This is a genomic window from Saccharothrix violaceirubra (assembly GCF_014203755.1).
Lineage (GTDB): Bacteria > Actinomycetota > Actinomycetes > Mycobacteriales > Pseudonocardiaceae > Actinosynnema > Actinosynnema violaceirubrum.
Genome location: NZ_JACHJS010000001.1, coordinates 5,405,289 through 5,431,080, shown reverse-complemented (window position 1 = coordinate 5,431,080; position 25,792 = coordinate 5,405,289). Strand labels below are relative to the sequence as shown.

Annotated in this window: 24 protein-coding genes; 16 read left to right on the top strand and 8 right to left on the bottom strand. The window is 72.0% G+C overall.

The window, feature by feature from the left end:
- Positions 1-91 precede the first annotated feature (91 nt).
- Together F4559_RS24760 and miaB are read right to left on the bottom strand one after the other, a co-directional pair.
- Complete coding sequence (locus tag F4559_RS24760; RefSeq protein WP_184672543.1) at positions 92-547, bottom strand: Rv2732c family membrane protein; 456 nt, start codon at positions 545-547, stop codon at positions 92-94.
- A complete protein-coding gene (gene miaB / locus F4559_RS24755; protein ID WP_184672541.1) occupies positions 544-2,013 on the bottom strand; it encodes a tRNA (N6-isopentenyl adenosine(37)-C2)-methylthiotransferase MiaB in 1,470 nt (489 codons plus the stop codon). The genes F4559_RS24760 and miaB overlap by 4 nt, the downstream gene beginning before the upstream one ends.
- A 57-nt stretch (positions 2,014-2,070) precedes the next feature.
- Between miaB and F4559_RS24750 the strand changes: the two genes are divergently transcribed.
- Positions 2,071-3,024: a TAXI family TRAP transporter solute-binding subunit gene (locus F4559_RS24750; protein ID WP_312865805.1), complete on the top strand. Its 954-nt coding sequence runs from the start codon at positions 2,071-2,073 to the stop codon at positions 3,022-3,024.
- On the opposite strand, the gene F4559_RS24745 is transcribed toward F4559_RS24750, so the two are convergent.
- Both F4559_RS24745 and F4559_RS24740 read right to left on the bottom strand, forming a co-directional pair.
- Positions 3,014-4,393, bottom strand: a complete 1,380-nt coding sequence (locus tag F4559_RS24745) for a sensor histidine kinase (protein WP_184672539.1) — start codon at positions 4,391-4,393, stop codon at positions 3,014-3,016. The genes F4559_RS24750 and F4559_RS24745 overlap by 11 nt on opposite strands.
- Position 4,394: 1 nt before the next feature.
- Entirely contained in the window at positions 4,395-5,063 is a 669-nt protein-coding gene (locus tag F4559_RS24740) for a response regulator transcription factor (protein ID WP_184672537.1), read from the bottom strand.
- 155 nt (positions 5,064-5,218) lie between these two features.
- On the opposite strand from F4559_RS24740, the gene F4559_RS24735 reads away from it, so the two are divergent.
- The 9 genes from F4559_RS24735 (at position 5,219) to F4559_RS24695 (ending at position 13,892) form a co-directional block, all read left to right on the top strand.
- Positions 5,219-5,947 carry an amino acid ABC transporter ATP-binding protein gene (locus F4559_RS24735; RefSeq protein WP_184676164.1) on the top strand — a complete coding sequence of 243 codons (729 nt, stop codon included), beginning with the start codon at positions 5,219-5,221 and terminating at the stop codon, positions 5,945-5,947.
- Between the two features lie 60 nt (positions 5,948-6,007).
- Entirely contained in the window at positions 6,008-6,895 is an 888-nt protein-coding gene (locus tag F4559_RS24730; protein WP_184672534.1) for a glutamate ABC transporter substrate-binding protein, read from the top strand.
- A gap of 85 nt (positions 6,896-6,980) precedes the next feature.
- Positions 6,981-7,643, top strand: a complete 663-nt coding sequence (locus tag F4559_RS24725; RefSeq protein ID WP_184672532.1) for an amino acid ABC transporter permease — start codon at positions 6,981-6,983, stop codon at positions 7,641-7,643.
- Positions 7,640-8,473, top strand: coding sequence for an amino acid ABC transporter permease (locus F4559_RS24720; RefSeq protein ID WP_184672530.1), 834 nt, complete (start codon positions 7,640-7,642; stop codon positions 8,471-8,473). The genes F4559_RS24725 and F4559_RS24720 overlap by 4 nt, the downstream gene beginning before the upstream one ends.
- Positions 8,474-8,490: 17 nt before the next feature.
- Positions 8,491-9,180, top strand: a complete 690-nt coding sequence (locus F4559_RS24715) for an EcsC family protein (protein WP_184672528.1) — start codon at positions 8,491-8,493, stop codon at positions 9,178-9,180.
- Positions 9,181-9,374: 194 nt separating this feature from the next.
- A complete protein-coding gene (locus F4559_RS24710) occupies positions 9,375-9,536 on the top strand; it encodes a hypothetical protein (RefSeq protein WP_184672526.1) in 162 nt (53 codons plus the stop codon).
- Positions 9,537-9,561: 25 nt separating this feature from the next.
- Positions 9,562-12,078, top strand: a complete 2,517-nt coding sequence (locus tag F4559_RS36105) for a helix-turn-helix transcriptional regulator (RefSeq protein WP_184672524.1) — start codon at positions 9,562-9,564, stop codon at positions 12,076-12,078.
- Positions 12,079-12,126: 48 nt separating this feature from the next.
- The gene (locus F4559_RS24700; protein ID WP_184672522.1) at positions 12,127-13,422 is read left to right on the top strand and encodes an MFS transporter; all 1,296 of its coding nucleotides are present in this window, start codon (positions 12,127-12,129) and stop codon (positions 13,420-13,422) included.
- A 41-nt stretch (positions 13,423-13,463) separates the two neighbouring features.
- On the top strand, positions 13,464-13,892 hold the full coding sequence (locus tag F4559_RS24695; protein WP_184672519.1) for a CBS domain-containing protein: 429 nt from the start codon (positions 13,464-13,466) through the stop codon (positions 13,890-13,892).
- Here F4559_RS24695 and F4559_RS24690 read toward each other — a convergent pair whose 3' ends face one another.
- Together F4559_RS24690 and F4559_RS24685 are read right to left on the bottom strand one after the other, a co-directional pair.
- Positions 13,893-14,420: a CGNR zinc finger domain-containing protein gene (locus F4559_RS24690; RefSeq protein WP_184672517.1), complete on the bottom strand. Its 528-nt coding sequence runs from the start codon at positions 14,418-14,420 to the stop codon at positions 13,893-13,895.
- Between the two features lie 10 nt (positions 14,421-14,430).
- On the bottom strand, positions 14,431-15,222 hold the full coding sequence (locus F4559_RS24685) for an arylamine N-acetyltransferase family protein (RefSeq protein WP_184672515.1): 792 nt from the start codon (positions 15,220-15,222) through the stop codon (positions 14,431-14,433).
- Between the two features lie 23 nt (positions 15,223-15,245).
- On the opposite strand from F4559_RS24685, the gene F4559_RS24680 reads away from it, so the two are divergent.
- Positions 15,246-15,878, top strand: coding sequence for an endonuclease V (locus F4559_RS24680; protein WP_312865804.1), 633 nt, complete (start codon positions 15,246-15,248; stop codon positions 15,876-15,878).
- On the opposite strand, the gene F4559_RS24675 is transcribed toward F4559_RS24680, so the two are convergent.
- Positions 15,866-17,086 (bottom strand): family 4 glycosyl hydrolase, encoded by a 1,221-nt coding sequence (locus F4559_RS24675; RefSeq protein WP_184672511.1) that lies wholly within the window; start codon positions 17,084-17,086, stop codon positions 15,866-15,868. The genes F4559_RS24680 and F4559_RS24675 overlap by 13 nt on opposite strands.
- Positions 17,083-17,952, bottom strand: a complete 870-nt coding sequence (locus tag F4559_RS24670) for a LysR family transcriptional regulator (RefSeq protein WP_184672509.1) — start codon at positions 17,950-17,952, stop codon at positions 17,083-17,085. Before F4559_RS24670 ends, F4559_RS24675 begins: the two co-directional genes overlap by 4 nt.
- 71 nt (positions 17,953-18,023) lie before the next feature.
- On the opposite strand from F4559_RS24670, the gene F4559_RS24665 reads away from it, so the two are divergent.
- The 5 genes from F4559_RS24665 (at position 18,024) to F4559_RS24640 (ending at position 25,663) form a co-directional block, all read left to right on the top strand.
- The gene (locus F4559_RS24665) at positions 18,024-18,908 is read left to right on the top strand and encodes an alpha/beta hydrolase (RefSeq protein WP_184672507.1); all 885 of its coding nucleotides are present in this window, start codon (positions 18,024-18,026) and stop codon (positions 18,906-18,908) included.
- Positions 18,908-20,056: an MFS transporter gene (locus F4559_RS24660; RefSeq protein ID WP_184676162.1), complete on the top strand. Its 1,149-nt coding sequence runs from the start codon at positions 18,908-18,910 to the stop codon at positions 20,054-20,056. The genes F4559_RS24665 and F4559_RS24660 overlap by 1 nt, the downstream gene beginning before the upstream one ends.
- Positions 20,057-20,162: 106 nt before the next feature.
- The gene (locus F4559_RS24655) at positions 20,163-22,004 is read left to right on the top strand and encodes a Xaa-Pro dipeptidyl-peptidase (protein ID WP_312865803.1); all 1,842 of its coding nucleotides are present in this window, start codon (positions 20,163-20,165) and stop codon (positions 22,002-22,004) included.
- A 125-nt stretch (positions 22,005-22,129) separates the two neighbouring features.
- A complete protein-coding gene (locus F4559_RS24650) occupies positions 22,130-23,116 on the top strand; it encodes a DUF4192 domain-containing protein (protein ID WP_184672503.1) in 987 nt (328 codons plus the stop codon).
- A 1,392-nt stretch (positions 23,117-24,508) separates the two neighbouring features.
- Positions 24,509-25,663, top strand: coding sequence for an MFS transporter (locus F4559_RS24640; protein WP_184672501.1), 1,155 nt, complete (start codon positions 24,509-24,511; stop codon positions 25,661-25,663).
- Positions 25,664-25,792 lie beyond the last annotated feature (129 nt).

Below are 25,792 nucleotides of genomic sequence, written 5' to 3'. Positions count from 1 at the left end.
TCTTCACTCGCGGCGCCCGTGTCGTGTCCGAACGTGTATTTCAGGGTGCCTGAGGGCGTATTTCGCGGTGTCCGAGTGGAGGACTCGCGGATCAGTGGCGGGACGCGGCGATGCGCAGCCAGCGGACCAGCAGGGTCGCCACGGCGAGGACGGCCAGGATCAGGCCGAAGCCGGGACCCGGACCGGGGTGGTGGCCGGTCGTCGTCTGGGTCGTCCAGATCGACAGCACGCCGCACACGGTGGCCGCGAAGCAGCCCAACGCCGACACCCAGGCCAGCACCCAGCGACGCAGGCCCAGCGTCACGGCGGGCAGCAGCACGCCCGACACCAGCGCCAGGTACGCGAACACCCTGGGCACGGCCGGCGCCGGCCCGGCCAGCACGCTCAGCCCCGGGTCGCCGCCCACCCACGGCAGCACGAGCGACACCAGGACCACCAGCACGGCCACCGCGATGACCAGGGCACCCCTGCCCGGCTCGAACCGCTTCGCCGCCGATCTGCCCACCCGGTCGATCTCGTCGCGCAGTTCGTCGTCGAAGTCGCTCATCCGGTCGAGCACCCGCCGACCGGCGCGGGCAGCGGCGCCGGCTTGCCGAACGACGGCAGGCCCAGCGTCACCCCGGCGGTCTTGGGCTTGAGACCGGCCTCGGACCGGTCGCCCGCGAGCGTGCGGCGGTGCGACAGCAGCCGGCCGTCGGCGATCAGGTTGTGCGGGGCCGCGTAGGTCACCACGGTCTCGACGACGTCTCCCGGCCGCACGGCCGCGTCGCCCGGGGTGAAGTGGACGAGCCGTCCGTCGCGCGCCCGACCCGACAGCCGGTGCGTCTCCGCGTCCTTGCGCCCTTCGCCGGCGGCCACGAGCAGCTCTACCCGGCGGCCGACCTGCTCCTTGTTCAGCTCCCACGACATGGCGTTCTGCACCGCGATCAGCCGGTCGTACCGCTCCTGCACGACCTGCTTGGGCAGCTGGTCGGGCAGCGACGCGGCGGGCGTGCCGGGCCGCTTCGAGTACTGGAACGTGAACGCGCCGGTGAACCGCGCCTCACGGACCACGTCCAGGGTGGCCTGGAAGTCCTCCTCGGTCTCGCCGGGGAAGCCCACGATGATGTCCGTGGTGATGGCCGCGTCCGGCATGGCCGCGCGCACGTTCTCCAGGATCGACAGGTACCGCCCGGTCCGGTACGAGCGGCGCATCTCCTTGAGCACGCGGTCCGAACCGGACTGCAACGGCATGTGCAGCTGGTGGCACACGGTCGGCGTCTCGGCCATCGCCGCGATCACGTCGTCGGTGAAGTCCTTGGGGTGCGGCGAGGTGAACCGGACCCGCTCGAGACCCTCGATCGTGCCGGTGGCGCGCAGGAGCTTGCCGAACGCGTACCGGTCGCCGAACTCGACGCCGTAGGAGTTGACGTTCTGGCCGAGCAACGTCACTTCGAGCACGCCTTCGGCCACCAGCGCGCGCACCTCGGCGAGCACCTCGCCGGGCCGCCGGTCCTTCTCCTTGCCGCGAAGCGACGGCACGATGCAGAAGGTGCACGTGTTGTTGCAGCCCACCGACACCGACACCCAGCCCGAGTACGCCGAGTCGCGGCGCGCGGGCAGCGTCGAGGGGAACGTCTCCAGCGAGTCCAGGATCTCGACCTGGGCCTCGCGGTTGTGCCGGGCGCGTTCGAGCAGCGCGGGCAACGACCCGAGGTTGTGCGTGCCGAACACGACGTCGACCCACGGCGCGCGTTTGACGATCTCGCCCTGGTCCTTCTGCGCGAGGCAGCCGCCGACCGCGATCTGCATGTCGGGGTTGGCGGTTTTGGCGGGCGCGAGGTGGCCGAGGGTGCCGTAGAGCTTGTTGTCCGCGTTCTCCCGCACGGCGCACGTGTTGAACACGACCACGTCGGGCGCGGCGTCACCGGCCGCCGGCGCGTAGCCGGAGTCCTCCAGCAGGCCGGCGAGGCGCTCGGAGTCGTGCACGTTCATCTGACAGCCGAACGTGCGGATCTGGTATGTGCGGGTCACTGCGTCCAATCCTTCCGTCGGCTCCAGCGTAGAGCGTGGACGTGGGACGATGCGCGGGTGTCGGGTTTGCTGCGCGCACGCGTGCTCGGGATCGCGCTGGCCCTTGTCGTGCTGTCCGCGACGGCCTGCTCGGTGGACTTCTCGACCGTGCGGCTGACGATCGCGGCCGGCGGCACGGCGGGCGAGTACTACGCGCTCGGCAAGGCGTTGGCGACCGAGTGGGAGCGGTCGCCGGGGGTGGCGCGGCCGGCGGTCGACGTGACCGACGGCGCGGTCGACAACCTGGGCCGACTGCGCACGAACCGGGCGCAGGTCGGGTTCGCGCAGGCCGACGCCGCGGCGGCGATCGGGACCGCGCAGGTCATGGCCGGCGAGCACCGGCTGTACGCGCTGGCCCGCATGCACGACGACTACTTCCAGTTGGTCGTGCGCGCCGACCTGCCCGTGCACAAGCTCGCCGACCTGCGCGGCCTGCGGGTCTCGACGGGTGCGGCCGTGTCGGGCACCCGGTTCATCGCCGAGCTGCTGCTGGACGTGGCCGGCATCGATCCGGACACCGACCTGCAGGTGCGGCACCTCGACCTGGAGTCCGGCAAGAACGCCATGGTCGCGGGCACGCTGGACGCGTTCTTCTGGTCCGGCGGCGTGCCGACCAAGACGATCACCGACCTGGCGGGCGTCGTCGGGCTGCGGCTGGTCGACCTGGCCGACGTCGTGCCGCGCATGGTCGAGAGGCACCCGGTGTACGGGTGGGCGACGCTGCCCGCGTCCTCCTACCCGATCCCGGGCGGCGCGATCAAGACGCTGGTCGTGCGCAACTTCCTGATGGTGAACGACACGGTGTCCGACGACCTGGCGGAGGCGTTGACGCGGGGGCTGTTCGCGGCGCAGCGCACGTTGGCCGAGGTGAGCCCGGCCGCGCGGTCGCTGGACACCCGGTCGGCGATCGAGACGACGCCGATCCCGCTGCACCCCGGCGCGACCAGGTACTACCGCGACGTCAAGGTCTGACGCCCGGCAGTTCCACCACGACCCGCAGTCCGCCCGGGTCGGGTGCTTCGAGGTGGACCGTGCCGTCGACCCGGCCGACGATCTGCCGCACCAGGGCCAGGCCGAGGCCGGAGCCGCGCACGTTCTGGTGCTCGGGCGCCCGCCAGAACCGGTCGAAGGCCCGTTCCAGGTCGTCCGGCGCGAGCCCGGGTCCTTCGTCGCGCACCGACAGCACCACGGTCTGCCCGGTCCGTCGGACGTCCACGTGCACGAGGGTGTCGTCACGGGTGAACTTGAGGGCGTTGTCCAGCAACGCGTCCAGCACCGCCTCCACCCCGCGTGGCGGCGCGAGGACGGTGCCACCGGGTTCGCCGTCCAGCACGAGGTGCACCCCGCGTGCGGCGGCGGCGGGCTGCCACGCGGACAGCCGGTCGGCCACCGCGCGGTCGACGTCGACCGGCACCGGGTCCACCGACGCGGCGCCCGCGCGGGCCAGGGCGAGCAGTTCGTCGAGGATGCGGTTGAGTCGGTCCGCCTCGTCCAGCGCCGCGACCTGGTGCGTCAGGGCGTCACCGGACACCTGTCCATCCAAATTGGACAGTCGAAGGCGCAGGGCGGTCAGCGGGTTGCGCAGCTGGTGCGACGCGTCGGCCACGAACGCGCGCTGCGCGGCGAGCACGTCGGAGACGTTGGCGGCCATCTGGTCGAACGACCGCGCGAGCTGTCGCAGCTCGGGCGGTCCCGACGAGGAGTCCACGGGCGGCACCGGCCGGCCCGACACCACGGCGGCCAGCAGCGTCCCGGTCGCGTCGTCGAGCGCGCGCACCGGCCGCAGCGTCCACCGCACCAGCGGCAGCGCGGCGAACACCGCGACGGCCAGCGCCAACAGGCTCCCGGCCAGCAGCACCAGCCACCAGAACACGACCGCGCGCCGGGTCTTGCCGGTCGGCGACAGGGTGACCACCGCGCCGCGCACGTCGCCGTCGACCAGCACCGGTTCGGCCAGCACGAGTTCGGTGTCGTCCCACGGCAGCACCAGGTCGGGCTCGGTCGGCTCGCGCCCGGCCAGCGCCACGTCGACGCGGGCCGACACGTCGCCCGAGACCTGGACGTCCGCGGACGACGCGAGCACCCGTCGGTCCTGGTCGACCAGCGCCACCCGGATGCCGTACACCTCCTGGTAACGGCGCAGTTCCTCGGTGATCGCCGAGGGTTGGCCGTCGACCAGCGGTCGCTGGGCCAGCGAGGCGAACCGGTTCGTGTCGGTCAGCCGGTCGAGGAACAGCTCCTGCTGCGCGGCGGCGGCGATGCCCCGGCCCAGCGGCAGGCCGAGTCCGACCAGCAGCAGCACGACCAGCGCCAGCACGATGCCCAGCAGTCGCGACCGCACGTCACGGTCCGTCCGCGTTCAGCCGGTACCCGACCCCGCGCACGGTTTCCAGCAGCGCCGGTCGGCCGAGCTTGGTGCGCAACGTCGCCACGTGCACGTCCAGCGTCCGGTTGGCGCCGGCCCACGACCGGCCCCACACCTCGGCGATGATGCGCTCGCGCGTGCACACCGCGCCGCCGGCGGCCACGACCAGCGCGAACACCTGGAACTCCTTGCGTGACAACGCCACCGGTTCGCCGCCGACGGTAACCTCGTGCCGGGCCAGGTCGAGCCGCACGTCCGCGACCTCGAACACGGCCGTTGCCGTGGAGACCGGGTCGCCGCGCCGTCTGCGCACCGCATGCACCCTCGCCACGAGTTCGCCCACGTCGTAAGGTTTGACCAGGTAGTCGTCCGCGCCCGCGTGCAGGCCGAGGATGCGGTCGTCGATCTCGCCGCGCGCGGACACCACGATGATGGCCACGTCGCTGGCGGCCCGGATGTGGCGGCACAGCGTCACGCCGTCCATGTCGGGCAGTCCCAGGTCCAGCAGCACCACGTCGATCCCGGCCAACCTATCGAGTGTCCCCCGTCCGGTCGCCTGGCGGACGACGGTGAAACCCCGCCGGGTCAACGCCGGGACCAGCGCCTCCGCGACCCGGTCGTCGTCCTCGACCAGCAGTACGCGCACGGCCCGTCCTCCCGATTCTCGTCGCCGCCTGTGACAGAGTTGAGACCCTAAGTCTTGCTCAACCGCCTGGACTGGTGTGGTCGGGCACACCTAGGTTTCCGCCAACGCTCGAGAACCCCCAGCTGGAGGATTCGATGACCACCGCCGTTCCGCCGATGATCCGGATCGCGGGCGTGGACAAGTTCTTCGGCCACCTGCATGTTCTCAAGGACGTGCACCTCGAGGTGCCGAAGGGTCAGGTCGTCGTCGTCCTCGGTCCCTCCGGGTCGGGCAAGTCGACGCTGTGCCGCACGATCAACCGCCTCGAACCGGTCGACCGCGGGCAGATCGAGGTCGACGGCCGGCCGCTGCCCGCCGAGGGCCGGGCGCTGGCGAAGCTGCGCGCCGAGGTCGGGATGGTCTTCCAGTCGTTCAACCTGTTCGCGCACAAGAGCATCGTCGACAACGTCATGCTCGCGCCGGTCAAGGTGCGCCGGCTGCCCGCCGCCGAGGCCCGCAAGACCGCCATGGAGCTGCTGGAACGGGTCGGCATCGCCAACCAGGCCGAGAAGTTCCCGGCCCAGCTCTCCGGCGGTCAGCAGCAGCGCGCCGCGATCGCCCGCGCGCTGGCCATGCGGCCCAAGGTGATGCTGTTCGACGAGCCGACCTCGGCGCTGGACCCGGAGATGGTCCAGGAGGTGCTCGACGTCATGACCACCCTCGCGAAGGAGGGCATGACCATGCTCGTCGTGACGCACGAGATGGGCTTCGCCCGGAAGGCGGCCGACCGGGTGGTCTTCATGGCGGACGGCGAGATCGTCGAGGACGCGAAGCCGGAGGAGTTCTTCTCCTCGCCGAAGTCCAACCGCGCGAAGGACTTCCTTGGCAAGATCCTGACGCACTGACGTCGATCGACCGCGGCGCGCCCGGCGTCGCTCGACCCAAGAAGAGCAGGAGAAACGACGATGAGGGTTCGCACCCTTGCGGTTGCGCTGTTGGCGAGCGGTCTGGCCCTGACCGCCTGCGGCAAGGAGGGCTCACCGGGTGAGGGCACCCCGGCGCCCACCCAGGCCGTCGCGCAGGACGTGAAGGTCGAGGGTTCACCGACGTTCGACAAGATCAAGTCTCGCGGCAAGGTGATCATCGGGGTCAAGGAGGACCAGCCGGGTCTGGGCCTGAAGGACTCCAAGACCGGCAAGTTCACCGGCTTCGACATCGAGATCGCGAAGCTGATCGCGGCCAAGCTGGGCTTCACCGAGGACAAGATCGAGTACAAGGCCATCGCCTCGGCGGGCCGCGAGCAGGCGCTGATCAACGGCGACGTGGACTACTACGTCGGCACCTACACGATCAACGCCAAGCGCAAGGAGCAGATCGGGTTCGCCGGTCCGTACTTCACCGCCGGCCAGGACCTGCTGGTCCGCAAGGGTGACGACTCGATCAAGGGGCCGGACACGCTCAAGGGCAAGAAGGTCTGCTCGGTGACCGGCTCGACGCCGATCCAGTACGTCAAGACCAACGCGCTGACCGAGCCCGAGAACATCCTCGAGTTCCAGAACTACTCGCAGTGCGTCCAGCAGCTCGACCAGGGTGCCGTCGACGCCGTGACCACGGACGACGCCATCCTCAAGGGCTACGCCTCGCTGGAGCCGGACAAGTTCCGCGTGGTGGGCAAGCCGTTCACCAAGGAGCCCTACGGCGTCGGCCTGGCCAAGGACGACAAGGCGCTGCGCACCAAGATCAACGACATCCTGGACGAGGCCATCTCGGGCAGCGCGTGGCAGCAGATCTACGACGCCACGCTCGGCAAGTCGGGCAGCTCGGCCGACAAGCCGGTCATCGACCGCTACTGAGGTCCGTCCCGAACCGCTGATCACGACCGCGACCGGCCGCCGGGGGTGGCCGGTCGCGCACCGTCCCCACTGATCGAGGAAGCGAATGGACGTCCTGCTCGACAACCTCGACCTGTACGGTCCCGGCTTCCTCGACACCGTCGAGCTGTTCCTGCTGTCCGGGACCGGCGCCCTGGTGCTCGGCGTGGTGCTGGCCATGCTGCGGGTCTCGCCGGTCCCGGTGCTGCGCGCGGCCGGCGCCACGTACGTGACCATCGTCCGCAACACGCCGCTGACGCTGGTGTTCTTCTTCTTCGCGTTCGCGTTCCCGCTGCTGGGGATCGTGAACACCCGGGACTTCGGCAGCTACTACTTCGTGGCCGCGGTGATCGCCCTGACCCTGTACACGGCCGCGTTCGTGTGCGAGGTCATGCGCGCGGGCATCAACACCGTGCCGGTCGGCCAGGCCGAGGCGTCCCGGGCGCTGGGCCTGACGTTCGGCCAGATGCTCGGCTCGGTCGTGCTGCCGCAGGCGCTGCGCGCGGTCGTGCCGCCGATGGTCAGCACGCTGAACGCGCTGCTCAAGAACACCACCATCGCGGCCGGCTTCTCGGTGTTCCAGGCGGGCTCGATCAGCCTGAACCTGGCCGAGCGCGGTGAGGACCAGCTCGTCGGCCTGGCCTGGGTCGCGCTGTTCTTCGTCGTGCTGGTGATCCCCATGACCCTGCTGCAACGCAGCCTGGAGAAGCGCTGGAGCATCGCGCGATGAGTTCGGTCCTGTTCGACGTTCCCGGGCCCAGGGCCCGCGTCCGCCACCGCGTGTACGGCGTCGTCGGGGCGCTCGCCGTCGTGGCCGTCCTCGCGTTCGTCGCCTACCGCTTCGCGGTCAGCGGCCAGTTCAGCGGCTCCAAGTGGACCTGGATCGAGTACACCAAGATCCAGACGGACCTGCTGGCCGCCCTGCTCAACACGCTCAAGGCGTTCGGCGCAGGTGCCGTGCTCGCGCTGCTGTTCGGCGCGGTGTTCGCGATGGCCCGGCTGTCCGACCACGCCGTGATCCGCGTGCCCGCCACCGTGGTCGTGGAGTTCTTCCGCGCCGTGCCGCTGGTCGTGCTGATCTTCATGTTCCACTACGGCCTGGCGCTGGGCGCGCCGTTCTTCTCGGTGGTGCTCGGGCTGACGCTGTACAACGGCGCGGTCCTGGCCGAGGTGTTCCGCGCGGGCGTGCTGTCGCTGCCGCGCGGGCAGAGCGAGGCCGCGTACGCGCTGGGCATGGCCAAGAGTCAGGTCATGCGCCTGGTGCTGCTGCCGCAGGCGCTGCGCGTGATGCTGCCCGCGATCGTGAGCCAGCTCGTCGTGCTGCTCAAGGACACCGCGCTGGGCTTCCTGATCACCTACGAGGAACTGCTCTACTACGCCCGCTACCTGGGCGGCGACTTCCAGTTCGGCCGGCCGCTGGTGCCGATCACGATCTCGGTCGCGGCGCTGTACATCGCGATGTGCCTGCTGCTGACCTGGTTGGCGACGACGCTGGAGAAGCGCAACCGGCGCAGTCGCAAGGTGGTGGCCGCGCCGCAGGACGACCCGCTGCCCGCCTAGCGGCGTAGGCTCGCGTCATGGTGGAGGAGCGTGGTCTGGCCCGCGTCGGGCAGGGTGCGATCGAGAACCTGCTGCGGGTCGGCATCGAGGGCTTCGGGCCGTTCAAGAGCGCCCAGGCGATGGCCGCGGAGGCGCTGGGGCGTGGGCTGTCGCGCGACGAGGCCGTCCGGTACCTCATCCGGCGGCACGTGGCGGCGGCCGGCGTGCAGGGGTTCGCGACCAACCTGGGCGGGTTGATCACGCTGCCGGTCACGCTGCCCGCCAACATCGCCGCCGCCTACCTCGTGCAGACGCACCTGATCGCGTCGATCGCCGCGGTGCGCGGGCACGACCTGGAAAGCGACGAGGTGCGCACCGCGATCCTGGTGTGCCTGCTGGGCAACGCCGGGACGGAGCTGCTGAAGAAGGCGGGCATCCGGGTCGGCGCGAAACTGACCATGAACCTGATCGAGCGGGTTCCGGCGCACCTCATCCGGGAGATCAACAAGCGGGTCGGGTTCACACTCCTGGCCAAGTACGGCACCAGCCGGGCGAGCATCACCCTGGCCAAGGGCGTGCCCCTGGTCGGCGGGGTGATCGGCGGCGGGTTCGACGCGGTGACCACGCGGGCCGTCGGCGCGTTCGCGCACCGCTTCTTCAGTGAGCGGGCCGATTTCGACCAGCCGCTGGTGATCGACGGCGAGGTCGTGGAGATCATCGAGGGCTAGACGGATAATCGGTTGGCAACCGCCGACGGGCGCGGTAGCGTCGTCGGCATGTTCCAGATCTGAGGGTTCTCCTCTTCTTCGCGCGACGCCCGGTGATCCGGTCGCGCTCCTTCACGGTGGCCTTAGCGGCTTGAACGACGGCTTCGTCCCGTCGTGACCTCTGTATGCCCTCGACCCATTTCGAGGAGGCGCACATGCCCACCATGCGCGACGACAATCCCGAGAACCAGCCCGTGCCCAACCGGCGCGAGCGGCGCGGCAAAGGCAAGTCCGAAGCCGTGACCGCGCTCCCCGGTCGGACGCTGCGCTCGTCCCACGTGCCCCGGCGGGTCGCATTCCGCCGCACGGGAGGCTGAGCGCCGACTACTGTCGCGGCTCGACATGACGAGCCCGGTACTGGTCGGACGGACGACCGAGGTGGAGCACCTCGCGGGCGCGGTCCACGCCGCGCCCGCGACGGTGCTCGTCGGCGGTGAGGCCGGGGTCGGCAAATCCCGGCTGGTCGCCGAGTTCCTGGCGACGCACGACGTGACGGCACTGGTCGGCGGCTGCGTGGCCCCGCCCGGACTGCCGTACGCGCCGTTCGTCGCGGCGTTGCGCGGTGTCGACGACGCCGCCCTGGCGCCCCTGCGCGACGGGGTCCCGTTCGCCGACGACGCACGGCCCCGGCTGTTCGAGGGTGTGCTGATCCTGTTGGCACGCCTGGCCGAACGGCGTCCCGTCGTGCTCGTCGTGGAGGACGCGCACTGGCTGGACCCGGCCGGTCGGGCGTTGCTGGACTTCCTGGTGCGCAACCAGCGTTCCGTCCCGGGGTCGGTGTTCGTGGTGACCTACCGGTCCGACGAGCGTGCCGAGCCGGTGAGCCTGCTGGCCGAACTCGCCCGGCTGCCGCACGTGCGCCGGTTCGAGGTGGAACGGCTCTCGCGGGACGAGGTGCGTGCCCAGGTGCACGCGATCCTGGGCGAAGAGCCCGAACCGGCGTTCGTGCGCGAGGTCTTCGACCGCAGCGGTGGCAATCCGCTCTTCGTCGAGGCGCTGGTGGACGTCGGCGGTCCGCCGCCGGACCGCCTGCTGCTGGGCCGGGTCGACCGGTTGCCCGCCGACGCGGTGGCGATCGTGCGCGCCGCGTCCGTGGCCGGGAACCGGGTGTCGCACGACGTTCTTTCCCGCGTGGTGGACGTTTCCGCCATGCGATCCACAGTGGACAGTGGTGTGCTGTCGGTCGACGGCGACGGCTACGCGTTCCGCCATGCCCTGATCCGCGACGCGGTCCACCGCGATCTGCTGCCCGGCGAACGGGCCGACCTGCACGCCCGGTACGCCGCGGTCCTGCCGGAGTCGGCGGCGTTGGCGTACCACCGGCTCGGCGCCGGCGATCCGGCAGGCGCGGTCACGACGGCGTGGCGTGCTGCCCGGCGGGCACGGGCCGCCCTCGCGTTCGCCGAGCAGTCCGCGTTGCTCGACCTCGTCCTGGAGCTGTGGCCGCACGCCGCCCACCTCGGTGTCGACCGCGAATCGGTGCTGGAGTCGGCGGGGGAGGCCGCGTCCCGCGCCGGCGAGCACGCACGCGGCGTGGAGTTGACCACGGAACTGCTGTCCCGGCTCGATCCCCGGACCGAACCGGTCCGGGTGGCCGCCGTGCTGGAGCAGCGGGCCCGCCTGCGGCCGTTGCCGGACGCGCTCGACGACCACCGCGCGGCCGTGGGACTGGTGTCCGACGACCGGATCAGCTCGTACCTGCTCAACTCGTTGGCCGTGCGGCTGCTGGAGGCGGGTCTGCGCGACGAGGCGCGGGACGCGGCGCTCCGGGCCTGCGCGGGCGACGGTCCGGCCCGCGCGGGCGCGTTGATCACCCTGGCGGCGTTGGACCTGCGCACCGGCGATCCCGACGACCAGGCCAAGCGTTTGCGCACGGCACGGGACATCGCGTCCGGACTGGCCGCGCACCGGATCGTGCTGCGGGCGACGCACTACGAGTCCCTGCTGGCCGCCGCGCACGGCTCGACCGCTGAAGCCGAGGCCGCGGCACGCCGGGGCCTGCGCGTGGCCGAGGAGGTCGGTGTCGCCCGGTCGTCGGGCGCGGTGCACGCGATCGACCTGGCCGACGTGCTCATCGCGACCGGCCGGTGGGACGAGGCGCTGCGGGTCGTCGCCGAGGCGCTCGACCTCGTGCCGCCCGCCGCGCGGCACGCCGACCTGTTGTGCCGACGCGGTTTCGTCCTGCTGCACCGGGGCGACCCCGATCGGGCCGAGCGGTGCCTGGACCGGGCACGGGCGCTCGGTGGCGACGACCCGGTGCTCGCCGCGCACCTCCACCGTGCGGCCGGACGCGACGACGTGGCGGCCGACGTCGTCCGTGCCGCCACGCCGGTGACCTGGCCGCTGGTCGCGATCGCCGCCGAAGTCGGTGTCGGGTTGCCACGCCCGCCGGCGGTTTGCCCCGTCGACCGGGCGTGGGCGGCGACCGTGGACCGCGATCCCGCCGCAGCCGACGTGTGGACGGCGCTGGGACGCCCGTTCGAAACGCTTCGCGCGCTGCTCGACGTGGTCCGGTCGGACCCCAGGGGGCAGGCCGACGCGCTGCGCCGGGCCGTCGACCTCGCCGACCGGCTCGGTGCCGTCGACATGCGCGCGCGACTCGCGGACCTGGCGCGACGGGCGCGGGTCGTGCTCGACGGAGCGGGCCGGGCACGGCGGTCCCGGCTCGGGTTGACGCCGCGCGAGACCGAGATCCTGCGGCTGGTCGCCGACGGTCTGGGCAATCGGGAGATCGCGGCCCGCCTGTTCATCTCGACAAAGACCGCGAGCGTGCACGTGTCGAACATCCTGGGCAAGCTCGGTGTCGCCAACCGCGTGGCGGCGGCTGCCGCGGCGCACCGGTTGCGGCTGTTCGAATAGGGCTCGTGCCCGATGCCCGCCCGGCCGCCTTAGAACGACCGTGGGCGCATGACGATCCCGATCGAGCGGACCCGGTGGGGTGCCGTGGTGGCGGTGGCGTTGGGCGTGGTGCTGGCCGCGCTCGACCTGACCGTGGTGGGCGTGGCGCTGCCCGTGCTCGGCACCGAACTCCACGCCGGACCGACCGTGACGCAGTGGGTGTTGCACGCGTACAACCTGGCGTTGGTGGCGTTGGCGGTCCCGGCCGGGCGGTGGCTGGACCGGGCGTGTCCCCGGTCGGCGTTCCTGCTCGCGGTCGGCGGTTTCGGCGTGGCCAGTGTGCTGATCACGGTGGCACCGGACGCCCCGCTGTTGCTCGCGGCCCGTGCGGTGCAGGGTGTGTTCGCCGGATTGCTCGGCGCCCTGACGATCCCGCTCGTCGCGGCCGTGTCCCGGCCCGAGCACCGGGGGCGGGCGATGAGTCTGGTGCTGGCCCTGTTCCCGGTGAGCGGCGTGGCCGGACCGGCGGTCGGCGGGCTGCTGACCGACGCGTTCGGCTGGCGTGCCGTGTTCGCGATCAACGTGCCGCTGGTGGTCCTCGCGTTCGTGGTGGGTCGGCGCACGATTCCGGCGAAGGGCGGCCTGCCCGCGCCCGGCCGGCGGTCGCTGGTCGAGGCTTCGGTGGTCGGCGTCGGCGCGACGGCGTTGTTCCTCGGCGGGTACTGGCTGCCGCTCGCGGCCGTCGCCCTCGTGATCTGGCTGAGGTTGCCGCAGGTCCGGCCGGTCCGGACGATGCTGCGGACGCGCGCGTCGGCGTCGTCGCTGTTCGCCCTGCCGCTCGTGGTCACGGGTATCGCCGCGGTGAACTTCGTCGTCCCCTACCTCCTGGCGCACCGGTCGGCCACGGTCGCGGGCCTGGTGCTGCTGTCCACGTCGGCCGGCATGGCGGCGTTCTCGCCGGTCGGCGGCGTGCTCGCGGACCGGTTCGGCGCGGCGCGGGTGGCGTTCGCCGGTGCGGTCGTCGTGCTCGTCGGCACGGTCGCGCTCCTGCCGCTCGACGAGTCGGCCGCGCCGTGGGACGTGGCGTGGCGGCTGTTCGTCCTGGGCATCGGGCACGGCCTGTTCGCCGGACCCAACTCGGCCGCGATCCTGGCGGCGACCCCGCCCGACCTGATCGGCACGTCCGGCGGCGTGAGCACGTTGCTGCGCACACTGGGGTTCTCGCTCGGACCGGCGTTGGCCGCCGCCGCGACCGGCTTCGGCACGGTCGTCGTCGCCCTGATCGCGGTCACCGCGGCGGGCTGCATCGTTCAGGTCTGGTCCCAACGGGTCCGTGACCTCCCGAAACGTCCGGTTGGTCCGTAACCTGTGAGAGGTACCGACCACGAGATCGCGGGAGGCACCACATGAGGATCGCGGACGTCTTGCGGGCCAAGGGTTCCCGGGTGGAGACAGTCGACTCGACCGCGTCGGTGGCGGAGCTGGTCTCCGCCCTCGCCGCGCACAACGTGGGTGCCCTGGTCGTCGTCGCGGACGGCACCGTCGCGGGCATCGTGTCCGAACGGGACGTGGTGCGGCACCTCGGTTCCCGGGGCGGCGGACTGCTGACCGACCCGGTCGCCTCGATCATGACCACCGACCTGTACACGTGCACCAGCAGCGACACCGTCGACACGCTGACCGTACACATGACCGAGCGTCGGGTGCGGCACGTGCCCGTGCTCGACGACGGCGAACTCGTCGGCATCGTCAGCATCGGCGACGTGGTGAAGAGCCGGATCGACCAGTTGGAGGCGGGCCAGGAACACCTGGCCGCGTACATCGCGCAGGGCTAGCTAGCCGGCGTGCACGCGGTGGTAGTGGCGGCTCACCCGCGCGCGGTTGCCGCACGCGGGTGCGCACCACTGCTGCTGCGGGTGGGCCTTCACGAAGAACCGCACGCACCGGGGTGCGGGGCAGGCCCGTACCCGTTCCCGCTCACCGCCGGTCAGGAACTCGATCGCCGCCGTGGCCAGACCGGCCACGAACCGGTCGGCAGGGTCGGCGGCGTCCACGTACCGCATGGCCGGCCGCGTCGCCCACTCCAGCCGGGCGTACCGGGGCACGCGCGCCGCCGCGTCGTTGAGCACGGCCGTGGCCACGTCCGGCGCCAACAGCAACGGCGTGTCGGCGCGGTCGGGCGCGTCGACCAGGTGCGCCAGCAGCGACCGCGTCGCCCAGCGCAGGCGCACCACGCGCTGGCGCAGGTCCTCGTCGGGTGCCGAGCCCGACCACGCCGCGAACCCCTCGGGCGTGTCGAGGTCGTCGAGGAACCCGTTCTGCCCGTCGAAGCGGACGGTGCCGACGAACGCGAGGACGTCCATCCACAGGATGCTAATCGACCGGGCGGGTGACTCCGGTCGGCAACTCCAGGCCCGCGAAGTCGGTCCGCAGCACTGCGGTCAGCTCGTCCGGCGTGAGGGTGCGCGTGGTCGTCGCGTCGTCCGGGCTCGTCACCGAGTACTCGGAACCGGTGATCCGGCGCAACGCGTGGTCCTCCGTCCGCTGCACCAGCAGCCGTGCGGTGAACGGCGAGTTCGGGTGCGTGGACAGGTAGTGGCTGAGCACCGTGTAGTCGGCCGGCGTGCGCGGGTCCTTGGTGAACCGGTAGAGGTCGGTCCACGCGTTCTCGCGGTACGTCTGGAGCGTGAAGACGCCCGTCGGCTCGTCGAGGTCGAGCCGGAAGCTCCACCCGCCCTGCGCCTGGAACGCGTCCTCGACCAGCGGCAGGGGTTCCAGCAGACCACCGCCGCCGAAACCGACGTCGACCAGCCACGTGCGGTCGACGTGCAGCAGGGCGTGCGTGGCCGGCACGTCGCCCGGCCGGCCGAGCACGACGCGGGCGGCCAGGCCCGTCACCTGGTAGCCGAGCCGGTCCAGCACGGCCGCGAACAGCAGGTTGTGCTCGTAGCAGTAGCCGCCGCGCCGCTTGCCGACCAGCTTGTCCTGGATCGACGGCAGGTCGAGCGCGATCGGGACACCCGCGACGATGTCGCCGTTCTCGAACGGGATCGCGCGCAGGTGCGCCCGGTGCAGGCCGCGCAACGTGACCGTGCGGTCGCGTTCCGGGCGGTAGTCGACGCGGTCGAGGTAGGCGTCGAGGTCGAGTTGGTCACCGTTCCACACGGGGCCAGGATAGGTTGCCCGGTGTGCCGACCGTCGAGGAAGCCGTCGCCGAGCAGGAACGCCTGCGCCCCCTGGTGCGCGCGGTCGCCGACCCGGACTTCACGCCGCGGTTCGTCGCCGGGCTCGACGTCGCCTACGGGGACGACGACCGGGTGGTGGGCGCGGTCGTGGTGCTCGACGCGGACCTGAGGACCGTGGACGAGGCGGTCGTGTCCGGGGTCGCGGAATTCCCTTACGTGTCCGGGTTGTTCGCGTTCCGCGAGCTGCCCTCGCTGCTGGCGGCGGTGAAGAAGCTGACCGTGGCGCCGGACCTGCTGGTGTGCGACGGTCAGGGGGTGGCGCACCCGCGTCGGTTCGGTCTGGCGTGCCACCTCGGGGTGCTGGCGGATCTGCCGTCCATCGGCGTGGCCAAGACGCCGATGGGACCGTACGACCTGCCGGGTACCGCGAAGGGTTCCTGCACCGACCTGGTGGACGACGGCGAGGTGGTGGGTCGGGCGTTGCGCACGTGCGACGACGTCAAGCCGGTGTTCGTGTCGGTGGGACACCGGATCGACCTGGACCGGGCGTGCGCCGAGGTCCTGCGGCTGTGCCGGACCCGGCTGCCGGAGACGACGCGGCGCGCGGACTCGTTGGGGCGGCGTCACCTCAGGTAGGCCAGCTCCGGGTGCCGGTCGACGTAGGTGTCGAGCAGGCTCCGCGCGACGGTCGGCGAATCGACCAGCGGGTGGCGGGCGAACGCCTGGAGCGCGGTATCGCGCGTGCCGGCCAGGACCAGCCGGTCGACGGCCTTCACGGCGGAGACGAGCGCGGCGGCGTCGTCGGGCAGGGGGCTGACCGGGTGCGGCCGGGCGCCGCGCGCGTCCACGCGGCACGGGACCTCGACCACCGCTTGCTCGTCCACTGTGGACAGAGTGGTTCCGTTGCGCACGTTGAGGATCAGCTCGGCCGGTTCGTCCAGGGCGATCGCGCGCATGAGGGCGAGGGCGACGCGCTCGTAACCGCCGCCGTCCAGCGTGTCGCGGTCGCCGCCCATGTACGTGGCCTCGCGCTCGGATCGCGTGGTCTCCCAGTCGACCTCGCCCGAATAGAACTTTTCCTGCTGCCCCAGCAGGAAAGCGCCCCGGCCGTCGCCCATGGCCTCGCGCGTCGAGTAGTAGTAGTGCAGGTACTCGTTGGGGATCATGCCCAACGCGCGCAGCCGCTCGCCGCCGAACAAGCGGCCCTCCTCGAACGTGCGCAACGCGGCGTCGTCGTCCAGCAGGCGGGGGAGCAGGTCCTCGTCGCCGACGTACACGCCCTGGAGCCAGCCGAGGTGGTTGAGGCCCGCGTAGTCGAACCGGGCGCCGTCGACGCCGAGCGCGCCCGCGACCCGGCGGCACAGGCCGCTCGGCGAGTCGCAGATGCCGATCACCCGGTCGCCGAGGTGCCGGGACATCGCCTCGGTGACCAGGCCCGCCGGGTTGGTGAAGTCGACGACCCAGGCGTCCGGGGCGATAGCGGCGACCCGACGGGCGATGTGGTCGGCGACCGGGACCGTGCGCAGGCCGTAGGCGATGCCGCCCGCGCCGACCGTCTCCTGGCCGAGCACGCCGTGCGCGTGCGCGACCTCCTCGTCGATCGCGCGCCCGGCCAGGCCGCCGACCCGGATCGCCGAGAACACGAAGTCCGCGCCGGTCAGCGCCTCGTCCAGGTCGGTCGTGGCGGTCGTGTGCGGCCGGTCGTCCAGCACCGCGCCGATCGCGGCGAGCCGGTCCGCGTCCACGTCGTGCAGCACCACGTCGGTGACCAGGTCGTCGTTCGCCAGCACCCGGTGGACCAGCGGCACGCGGAACCCGCCGCCGCCCAGGATCACGAGCCTCATGCGTCCCATCCTGCCCCGGCGAGCAGCGCGACGAACGCCGCCGTCAGCGGATCGGGTGCCCGGTGCGCGTACGCCACGAGCGTGCGCCGCACCGGTGGATCGGGCCGCAGCACGGTGCCGTCGAACACGTCCGGCAGCACGCCGCGCGGCACGAGCGCGGGACCCAGCCCGGCCGCCGCCAGCACCGGCGCCGCCGCCGTCTGCTCGGTGCGCACCGCGACGCGCGGCTGGAAACCCCTGGTGCGACAGGCGTTGTCGAGCACTTCGGCGAGTCCGTTCGTCGTGGCGTAATGCACCCAGCCGGTCTCCTTCAACGCGCACAGGTCGATCGGACCGTCGTGGGCGAAGTCCGGCGGCAGCACCACGACGAACTCCTCCACGCCGAGCACCTCCCGGTAGCCGGCCCAGTTCACCGGGTCCGGCCCGATCGCCAGGTCCGCGTCGCCGCGTGCCATCGACTCGCGCAACTCGTCGGCGTGCCGGTGCTCGATCAGGTCGACCCGGACGTCGGGGTGCTCGGCACGCCACCGCCGCAGCACCGGCGGCAGGAGGCCGCCGAGCGTGAACGAGTAGAGCGTGGCCAGGCGCAGTTCGCCGCCCTCCAGGTCGGCGGCCCGGCGTGCGGCGGTGCGCGCGCGTCGGGCTTCTGCCAGTGCCGCACGAGCATGGGGCACCCATGCGCGGCCCGCCGGCGTAAGGCGCACGGTCCGGGGCAGGCGGTCGAGCAGGGGCGTGCCCACGGTGCGTTCCAACGCCCTGATCTGGTGTGACAGCGCGGGCTGCGTGACGTGCAGCAGTTCGGCGGCGCGGGTGAAAGAGCCCTCGTCGACGACCGTGACCAGGTACTCGAACTGGCGGAGCGTCATGAATGCAGTTTATGGCAAGGAGAAAAGACAAGCCTTGGACTTATGGTTCCGCGCGACTCGATGATCGACTCATGCCACTCAACGACCAGGCACGCGCCGTGCTGGACAAGCTGTCCGGTGCCGCGCCCGTGACCACCCCGGCCGCCGCGCGCTCGGCCGCCGGGGGCTACCTCGCGTTCCAGGGCGCACCCGCCGACGTGTCCGTCGAGCACCTGTTCGTGCCCGGACCGACCGCCGACCTGCCCGCCCGCGTCTACCGGCCCCGCCTCGACGGCCCGCTGCCGGGCATCGTGTTCCTGCACGGCAGCGGGTGGACGATCTGCAACCTCGACCACTACGACGTGATCCTGCGCGCCCTGGCCGAGGCCACCGGGCACGTGGTGTTCGCGGTGAACTACCAGAAGGCGCCCGAGCACCCGTTCCCCGTGCCGCTGGACGACTGCGAGGCCGCGGCCACGTGGTTCGTGCGCAACGCGGTCCGGTTCGGCGTCGAACCGGACCGGATCGGGGTGTTCGGGGACAGCGCGGGCGGGAACCTCGCCGCCGCGCTGACCCTGCGGCGGACCGTGCCGTTCGCGTTCCAGGTGCTGGTCTACCCGGCGCTGGACCGGGACTTCGGCACACAGTCCGCTGTGGACTTCGCTGAGGGATACGGGCTCGACGCCGACACGATGCGGTGGTTCTGGGACCAGTACGTGGGTGCGACGACGCCCGTCGAGGCGACGCCGGGGCGCGGGGACCTGACCGGACTGCCACCCGCGTTCGTGGCCACGGCCGAGTACGACCCGGTGCGCGACGACGGCGAGCGGTACGCGGCCGGTCTGGCGGCGGCGGGCGTCCCGGTCCGGCTGCGGCGGTTCCCGGGGACGATCCACGCGTTCCTGCTCATGGACGGCGTGCTGGACGAGGCGCGGACGCTGCTGGCCGAGGTCTCGGCGTGGCTGGGGGAGCGGTGATGCCGCCCGCGTTGATCGCCTTGGCGCTGGGGGCGTTCGGCATCGGCACCACGGAGTTCGTGATCGTCGGCCTGCTGCCCGAGGTCTCGCGCGACCTCGGGGTGTCGATCCCCACGGCCGGGTTGTTGGTGTCCGGGTACGCGTTGAGCGTCGTTGTCGGTGCGCCGTTGGTGACCGCGTTGGGCGCACGGCTGCCGCGTAAGACGTTGCTGCTGGGGCTCATGGGGTTGTTCGTGCTGGGCAACCTGTTGTGCGCGGTCGCGTCGGACTACTCGGTGCTGATGGTCGGACGCGTGGTGGCGGCGTTGTGCCACGGGGCGTTCTTCGGCGTGGGCAGCGTGGTGGCGGCCGACCTCGTGGCGCCGGACCGGCGGGCGCGGGCCATCGCGCTGATGTTCACCGGGCTGACGGCCGCGAACGTGCTGGGCGTGCCGCTGGGGACCGCGCTCGGGCAGGCGTTCGGGTGGCGGTCGACGTTCTGGGCGGTGACGGCGTTGGGGGTCGCGGGCGCCGTGGGGGTGCTGGCGTTGGTGCCGCGCCTGCCGGGATCGGACGGGCTGCGCGGGGAACTCGCCGTGTTCCGCCGACCGGGCGTGTGGCTGGCCCTGGCCACGACCGCGTTCGGCTTCGGGGCGGTGTTCGCGTCGTTCACGTACGTGGCGCCGATGATGACCGAGGTGGCCGGGTTCTCCTCCGGCGCGGTCACGTGGCTGCTGGTCCTGTTCGGCGCGGGGCTGTGCGTGGGCAACGTGCTCGGCGGGCGGTTGGCCGACCGGGACCTCATGCCCAACCTGCGGCGCGTGCTGCTGGCGTTGACGGTGGTGCTGCTGGTGTTCGTGGCCGCGGCCCACTGGCCGGTGGCGGCCGTGATCACCATCGCGCTTTTCGGCGTGGCGGGATTCGCCACCGTAGCCCCTTTGCAGGCACGGGTGCTGGGCCAGGCGGAGGGTGCGCCCGCGCTCGCGTCGGCGGCCAACATCGCGGCGTTCAACCTCGGCAACGCGGCCGGCGCGTGGCTCGGCGGCGTGGCGATCGACGCCGGATTCGGTTGGACCGCACCGAACTGGGTGGGTGCGGCGCTCGCCGCGTGCGCGCTCGTCCTGGCCTCCGTCCGGGTGGCTCCGGCGCTGGTCAAGGGCCGATCGTAGGGTTCTCCCGAACTGTCCACAGTGGACTTTGGGAGCCCTTGACACGTCTCGCACCGTGCAGGAAGGGTGCCCCCATCCTGTCCCACACATGATGGGGGTTCGCCAAGTGAAGGGTGCTCGGAGAGCCGCGCTGGTCGCGGCTCTGGTGACGCTCGGCTTCGTGCCCGCGGTCGCACACGCCGCGACCGAGGAGCCGGTGTTCCGCGATGGTGAGGCGCAACCCGTCTTCAGCGCGACCGACGTCGTGAAGGAGAGCCTCTGGGTGCGTGCGCCGGTCGACAGCGACCGCGACGGCCGCGACGACGAGGTCTACGTCGAGGTCGTGCGGCAGAAGGCGACCGAACGCGGCCTCAAGGTGCCGGTCGTGTTCCTCAACAGCCCGTACTTCTCCGGCGGCAACCCCGTCGCCAACCACAACGTCGACCTCGAGCTGTACGTGCCCAACCGGCACGGCGGCCACGACCGGCGCGACGGATCGGTCCTCAAGGCCGAGGCGGACGAGCGCATCGCCGCGTCGGTCGGGCCGTCCGCCGGACCGATCATCTCCACCCGGTACGAGTCGTACTTCATCCAGCGCGGCTACGCCGTGGTGTACGGCGAGTCGCTGGGCACCGGCAAGTCCTCCGGCTGCCCCACCTCCGGCGGGCGCAACGAGACGATCGGCTCGAAGTCCGTCGTCGACTGGCTCAACGGCCGGGCCACCGCGCGCGACGCGGCGGGCAAGGACGTCAAGGCCACGTGGACGACCGGCAAGGTCGGCATGATGGGTGTGTCGTACAACGGCACACTGCCCAACGCGGTCGCGTCCACCGGCGTGAAGGGGTTGGAGGCGATCGTGCCGATCGCGGCCATCTCGAGCTGGTACGACTACTACCGCGCCGACGGCGCCGTGGTCGCGCCCGGCACGTACCAGGGCGAGGACCTCGACGTGCTCGCCGAGTACGTCTACACGCGCACCGACCGGGAGATCTGCAAGCCGGTCATCGCCGACCTCGTCGCCAAGCAGGACCGCGTGACCGGCGACTACAGCTCGTTCTGGGACGAGCGCAACTACGTCAAGAACGCGCACAAGGTGCGGGCGGCCGTGCTGGCCGTGCACGGTCTGAGCGACTGGAACGTGAAGACCAAGCACGTGGCGCAGTGGTATGAGGCGTTGCGGCGCAACGGGGTCGACCACAAGCTGTGGCTGCACCAGTCCGGGCACACCGACCCGGACACGCTGCGGTCGGCCGAGTGGCGGCGCACGCTCAACCGGTGGTTCACGCACTACCTGTTCGGGATCGACAACGGCGTGGACCGCGAGCCGAAGTCCACGATCCAGCGCGAGGACAGGACGACCTGGACCGACGAGGCCGACTGGCCGGCGCCGGGCACGTCGACCGCGCGGGCCTACCTGGGCGCGGGCGGTTCGTCGAAGGGTGCCCTGAAGCTCGGGCAGAACTACGGCCGGCCGGTCGTGGAGTCGTTGCGCGACGACGCGACCCAGAAGGCCGAGGCGTTGGCGGACGCGCCGTCGTCGCCGAACCGGTTGTCCTACGGGACCCGTGCCACGTCGCGTGACCTGCGGTTCTCCGGGACGGCCCGGGTGGAGCTCGGCCTGTCGTTCGACCGGCCGGCGGCGAACGTGACCGCGTTGCTGGTCGACCGCGCGCCGGACGGCACGTCGCACGTGATCACGCGCGGGTGGACCGACCCGCAGAACCGGGTCGACGAGTCGGTGACCACGCCGATCCGGACCGGCAAGCAGTACCGGATCGAGGTCGAGTTCCAGCCCACGGACTACATCGTGAAGGCCGGGCACTCGGTGGAGTTCGTGCTGCTGTCCAGCGACTACGACTACACGTTGCGCCCGAAGCCGGGTGCGGGGCTGTCGTTGGACCTGAAGTCGACCGAGGTGGAGCTGCCCGTCGTGGGTGGCACGGCGGCGCTTCGTCGCGCCATCGGCTGACTTCCCGTTCGTCGGACCCCGCCCTCTTTCCCCGAGGGCGGGGTCTTTATCCACAGGCCCCCGAGTTGTCCACAGTTTCGGACCGGGTGCGTGCACCCTCCCACCGACCCGGCCACAGTGGACCCATGGACCACACCCGCCTCGACGGCCCCGGCGACGTGATCGCGGCCGTGCCGCACCTGCTCGGCTTCCACCCGTCAGACTCGATCGTCCTGCTGGCGCTGGAGGATTCCCGCGTCCACGCCACCATCCGGACGGACTTGGGCGAGCCACGCCACGACCCGGCGTTGGCGCACCGGTTGGTCGGGCCGGTGGCGCGCTTCGGCGTCGACTCGGCCTTGGCGGTCGTGGTGGGCGGCTGCGGTGCCGACCCGCCGGAGCGGCTGCCCCGCGACAGCCTGATCGGGCACCTGACCCACCTGCTCACGCACGTCGACGTGACGTTGTCCCATGCCCTGTGGACCCGCTCGACCCACGACGACCAGCCGTGGTTCGACTACCACGACCGGGGGACGGCGGGACGTGTCCCGGACCCGCGCTCGTCCGCGTTCGCCGCGGAGTCGGCGGTGCGCGGCCACGTGACCTACCGGGCCCGAGCCGAGTTGGCGACCCTGCTCGCCCCCGATCCCCAGGACGCCCTGACCCGGAGGGCCCGGCTGCTGGACGAGTACACCCGCCTCCGCGACCCGGACACGCGTGCCCGTGACCACGACCTGGTCCGGGCGGAGATCGTCCGTGCGGCCGACCGGACCCGTCCCCTGACCGACGAGGAGGTGGCCGACCTGGCGTATGCCTTGTCGGATCCGTACGTGCGCGACGGTGCCCTCGCCCATGCCGTCGGTCCGCACGCCCGCGGGGCCGAGCTGCTGTGGACGGAGCTGACCCGGGCCACCCCGATCCCGGAACGCGCCGAACCAGCCACTTTGCTGGCGGTCTCGGCCTACCTGAGAGGAGAGGGAGCGTTGGCCAACGTAGCCCTGGACCAGGCCACGACCGCCGACCCGACCCACCGCCTGGCCACGCTCGTAGGCCTGGCCCTGGAGGCCGGCATGAGTCCCCTCGAACTCCGCTCCCTGGCCGAGAACGCCGGAGACCGCCACCCACCACCCTGACCACCGCACCTTCGGTTCTTCCCACCCCGCCTGGACTCCCCACCACCCACCTGTCGGCCATCCGCCCGCTGCCCGCTCCGCAGGGCAGGGGCAGGCACGACCGGTTGGCTCCGGTCGGCAGCGGGCCGGGCACCGGCCGGCAACAGGTGCGGACCGCCGGTCTGTGCGGGCCGCGACCGGGCTTCGACCGACGACCGGCTCAGGCCGAGCGCGGCTGGCTCGGGCTGACGGCTGTGGTGGTCGGCGGCTGACGGCTGACGACCGGCGGTGGGCAGGGCACCTGGCGGCAGGCTCGGACCGCCAGGGCCTGACCGACGACGGGTCGGGATCGCGGCCGCCCGACGTCGGCGCGATCCGACCGAGATGGTCGATTCCAAAGGAGGTAGGCGAGGTCCGGTAAGTCGGTGATCAGTGTGTCCGGTGGTCCAGGTGTGGCCGGCCGTGGCGGACCGACCGATCGTGCGTGGACGGCGATCGAGCCGCCGTCACCGGCGTCCGGACGCGGAGGGCGGCCGGGTCACCGTCAGGTGATCAACGCGATCCCGCGGAAGCCGCGCACCGGTGCCCCGTGGCGGACCTACCCGACCGCCATGGCCCGTGGCGGCCCGGGGTCGGTCTACTGCCCCGGTCAACCGCCGGTCGGAAGTGTCGATCGTGGGTGACAGTGCGGCAGACCCGCCAAGTGGCGTCGGTTTCCCACCACGGCAACGGCTCCATCCGCACACCGACCGCGGTCGGACGCCCTTCCGTACCGGATCCGCACCACTCCGTGCCGTCCTCCCCGTTGCTGCCACGCAATAACCCGTTCCAAGTCCTCGCGGGGACCTGTTCGGCATCGCCCAGGTCTTCCGCCGTTACGCATCCCTGTTCGGGCAGGCCGCCCGACACCGCACCGGGCCCGCCACCGCGTCAACCGACTCCAGCCGGCCTGCCGAACACGCCGTCGTCCATGTCGAAGGAGGAAGATCCTTGCCACCGTTCCTCGGGCCTGTCGGACCACCCGGTCCCCTCGGGTCGTCTTCCCTGCCCTTCCTCGACTTCGACCATGCACCGCACGTGGCCGGTCGGCCGCCACCGGGTCGCGTCGGCAGGAGGTCGGGCCGACGGCTCGCCCTGCCCGGAAGTCGTTGGGGTGCAACCAGAAGGCCGGTGGAGTCAGGGGCGGGTCGTCCCACGAAGTCCGGGTGGCCGCCGCGCCTTCGGGGATGCGCCGGTAGCCGGTCGCGAGTGGTCGAACCGACCGCACGGCCGGGCTGGTCGCACGCCACGTCCGCCGGGGGAGCGGAGCCCGAATCGCGGAATTGCGACCCACGTCACAGTCCGTCTCGATCGCTTGAAGGAGGTGCGCACTCTGGGCATAACCTGATTCCAACCAATGAGTTGGAGATGACGATGAACGAGAACCGACGGTGGTGGGTGACCATCGGCGTGCTGATGATCGGCGCCCTCCTGGTGGTGTCGCAGCTCTACCTGACCGTCCCGCTGTTACCCGGGGTGGCCGAGCGGTACGGGGTGGCGCTGAGCACCGCGTCCTGGGTCGGTGGTGGCTTCGGGCTGGCGTTCGCGGTGGGGAACCTGGTGCTGGGCACCGTCGCCGACCGGTTCGACCGGCGGCACCTGATGGCGGTCGGCGCGATGGCCGGCGCCGTCGCCTGCCTGGCGGCGGGGGCGGCCGGGAGCTTCGAGGTGCTGTTGGTCGTCCGGGTGGTGCAGGGCTTCGTCGTGGCTGCGTTCCCCACGGTGGCGTTGGCGCACGTGGCCGCGGCCGTTCCACCGGATCGGCGTGCGATCGGCGTGACGGCGGTGTCCAGTTGCTTCCTGCTGGCCGGACTGGTCGGCCAGGGCTACGCGCTGTCCGTCGACCGCGCGCTCGGCTGGCAGTGGGTGTTCTGGCTGATGGCACCGCTGCTGGCGGCGACCGCGATCGCCGTTCTCCGCCTGCCCGAAACCGCCCGGACGACGACGCCGAGGTCGTTCGCGACGCTGCTCGGCAACCGCCCGTTGCTGGCCGCCTACGCGGGCGGGGTCACGCTGCTGTTGACGTTCGTGGGCATGTACACGGCCTTCAACGCGGTGGTGGCACAGCGATATGGCATCACGGAGGCGGGCACGCTCCTGCTCCTGCGACTGCCCGGCCTGCCCGGCATCCTGCTGGGCGCCCTGGCCGGTCCCATGATCACCCGATACGGCCCGTACCGGGTGACCATGACGGCGCTCGCCGCGGGCGCGGTCGGACTGGCGGTCGAAGCACTGGCCCCGACGCTGCCGCTGCTGTTGCTGGGCTCGGCCGTGTACGTCGCGGGCTTGGCGGTCGCGGTCCCGGCGTTGGTGACCATCGTCGGCCTGGCCGGTGGCGAAGCGCGTGGCGCCGCCTTGGCGGGCCACGGCTTCGTGGTCGGACTGGGCGGCGGACTCGGCCCCGTGGTGGCGGCCGTCCTGGCACCGGCGGGTTTCACCACGATCTGCCTGCTGCTGGGCGCGATCCTGGCCGCGGCGCTGACGATCATCGCGGTCGGCCCCCGCCCGAGGATTCCGGTCGCGGCATGACCCGGGACACCGACACCGAGGTGAGCGCGAAGTCCCCGGCCCCGAACGCCCGAAGACCCTCGCCTGGTGGCACACCCGGCGAGGGTCGGTGTGCCCGTCGGGTCGGGAAGGCCGCGTCCTGCCCCCGGG

Bases quoted from the DNA above. Each gene is read 5' to 3' on its own strand.
- F4559_RS24660 (WP_184676162.1), top strand. From the start codon at position 18,908: ATGCCGCCCGCGTTGATCGCCTTGGCGCTGGGGGCGTTCGGCATCGGC.
- F4559_RS24690 (WP_184672517.1), bottom strand. From the start codon at position 14,420: ATGGACGTCCTCGCGTTCGTCGGCACCGTCCGCTTCGACGGGCAGAAC.
- F4559_RS24710 (WP_184672526.1), top strand. From the start codon at position 9,375: ATGCCCACCATGCGCGACGACAATCCCGAGAACCAGCCCGTGCCCAAC.
- F4559_RS24735 (WP_184676164.1), top strand. From the start codon at position 5,219: ATGATCCGGATCGCGGGCGTGGACAAGTTCTTCGGCCACCTGCATGTT.
- F4559_RS24695 (WP_184672519.1), top strand. From the start codon at position 13,464: ATGAGGATCGCGGACGTCTTGCGGGCCAAGGGTTCCCGGGTGGAGACA.
- F4559_RS24760 (WP_184672543.1), bottom strand. From the start codon at position 547: ATGAGCGACTTCGACGACGAACTGCGCGACGAGATCGACCGGGTGGGC.
- F4559_RS24700 (WP_184672522.1), top strand. From the start codon at position 12,127: ATGACGATCCCGATCGAGCGGACCCGGTGGGGTGCCGTGGTGGCGGTG.
- F4559_RS24670 (WP_184672509.1), bottom strand. From the start codon at position 17,952: ATGACGCTCCGCCAGTTCGAGTACCTGGTCACGGTCGTCGACGAGGGC.
- F4559_RS36105 (WP_184672524.1), top strand. From the start codon at position 9,562: ATGACGAGCCCGGTACTGGTCGGACGGACGACCGAGGTGGAGCACCTC.
- F4559_RS24715 (WP_184672528.1), top strand. From the start codon at position 8,491: ATGGTGGAGGAGCGTGGTCTGGCCCGCGTCGGGCAGGGTGCGATCGAG.
- F4559_RS24730 (WP_184672534.1), top strand. From the start codon at position 6,008: ATGAGGGTTCGCACCCTTGCGGTTGCGCTGTTGGCGAGCGGTCTGGCC.
- F4559_RS24720 (WP_184672530.1), top strand. From the start codon at position 7,640: ATGAGTTCGGTCCTGTTCGACGTTCCCGGGCCCAGGGCCCGCGTCCGC.
- F4559_RS24665 (WP_184672507.1), top strand. From the start codon at position 18,024: ATGCCACTCAACGACCAGGCACGCGCCGTGCTGGACAAGCTGTCCGGT.
- F4559_RS24725 (WP_184672532.1), top strand. From the start codon at position 6,981: ATGGACGTCCTGCTCGACAACCTCGACCTGTACGGTCCCGGCTTCCTC.
- F4559_RS24650 (WP_184672503.1), top strand. From the start codon at position 22,130: ATGGACCACACCCGCCTCGACGGCCCCGGCGACGTGATCGCGGCCGTG.
- F4559_RS24640 (WP_184672501.1), top strand. From the start codon at position 24,509: ATGAACGAGAACCGACGGTGGTGGGTGACCATCGGCGTGCTGATGATC.
- F4559_RS24675 (WP_184672511.1), bottom strand. From the start codon at position 17,086: ATGAGGCTCGTGATCCTGGGCGGCGGCGGGTTCCGCGTGCCGCTGGTC.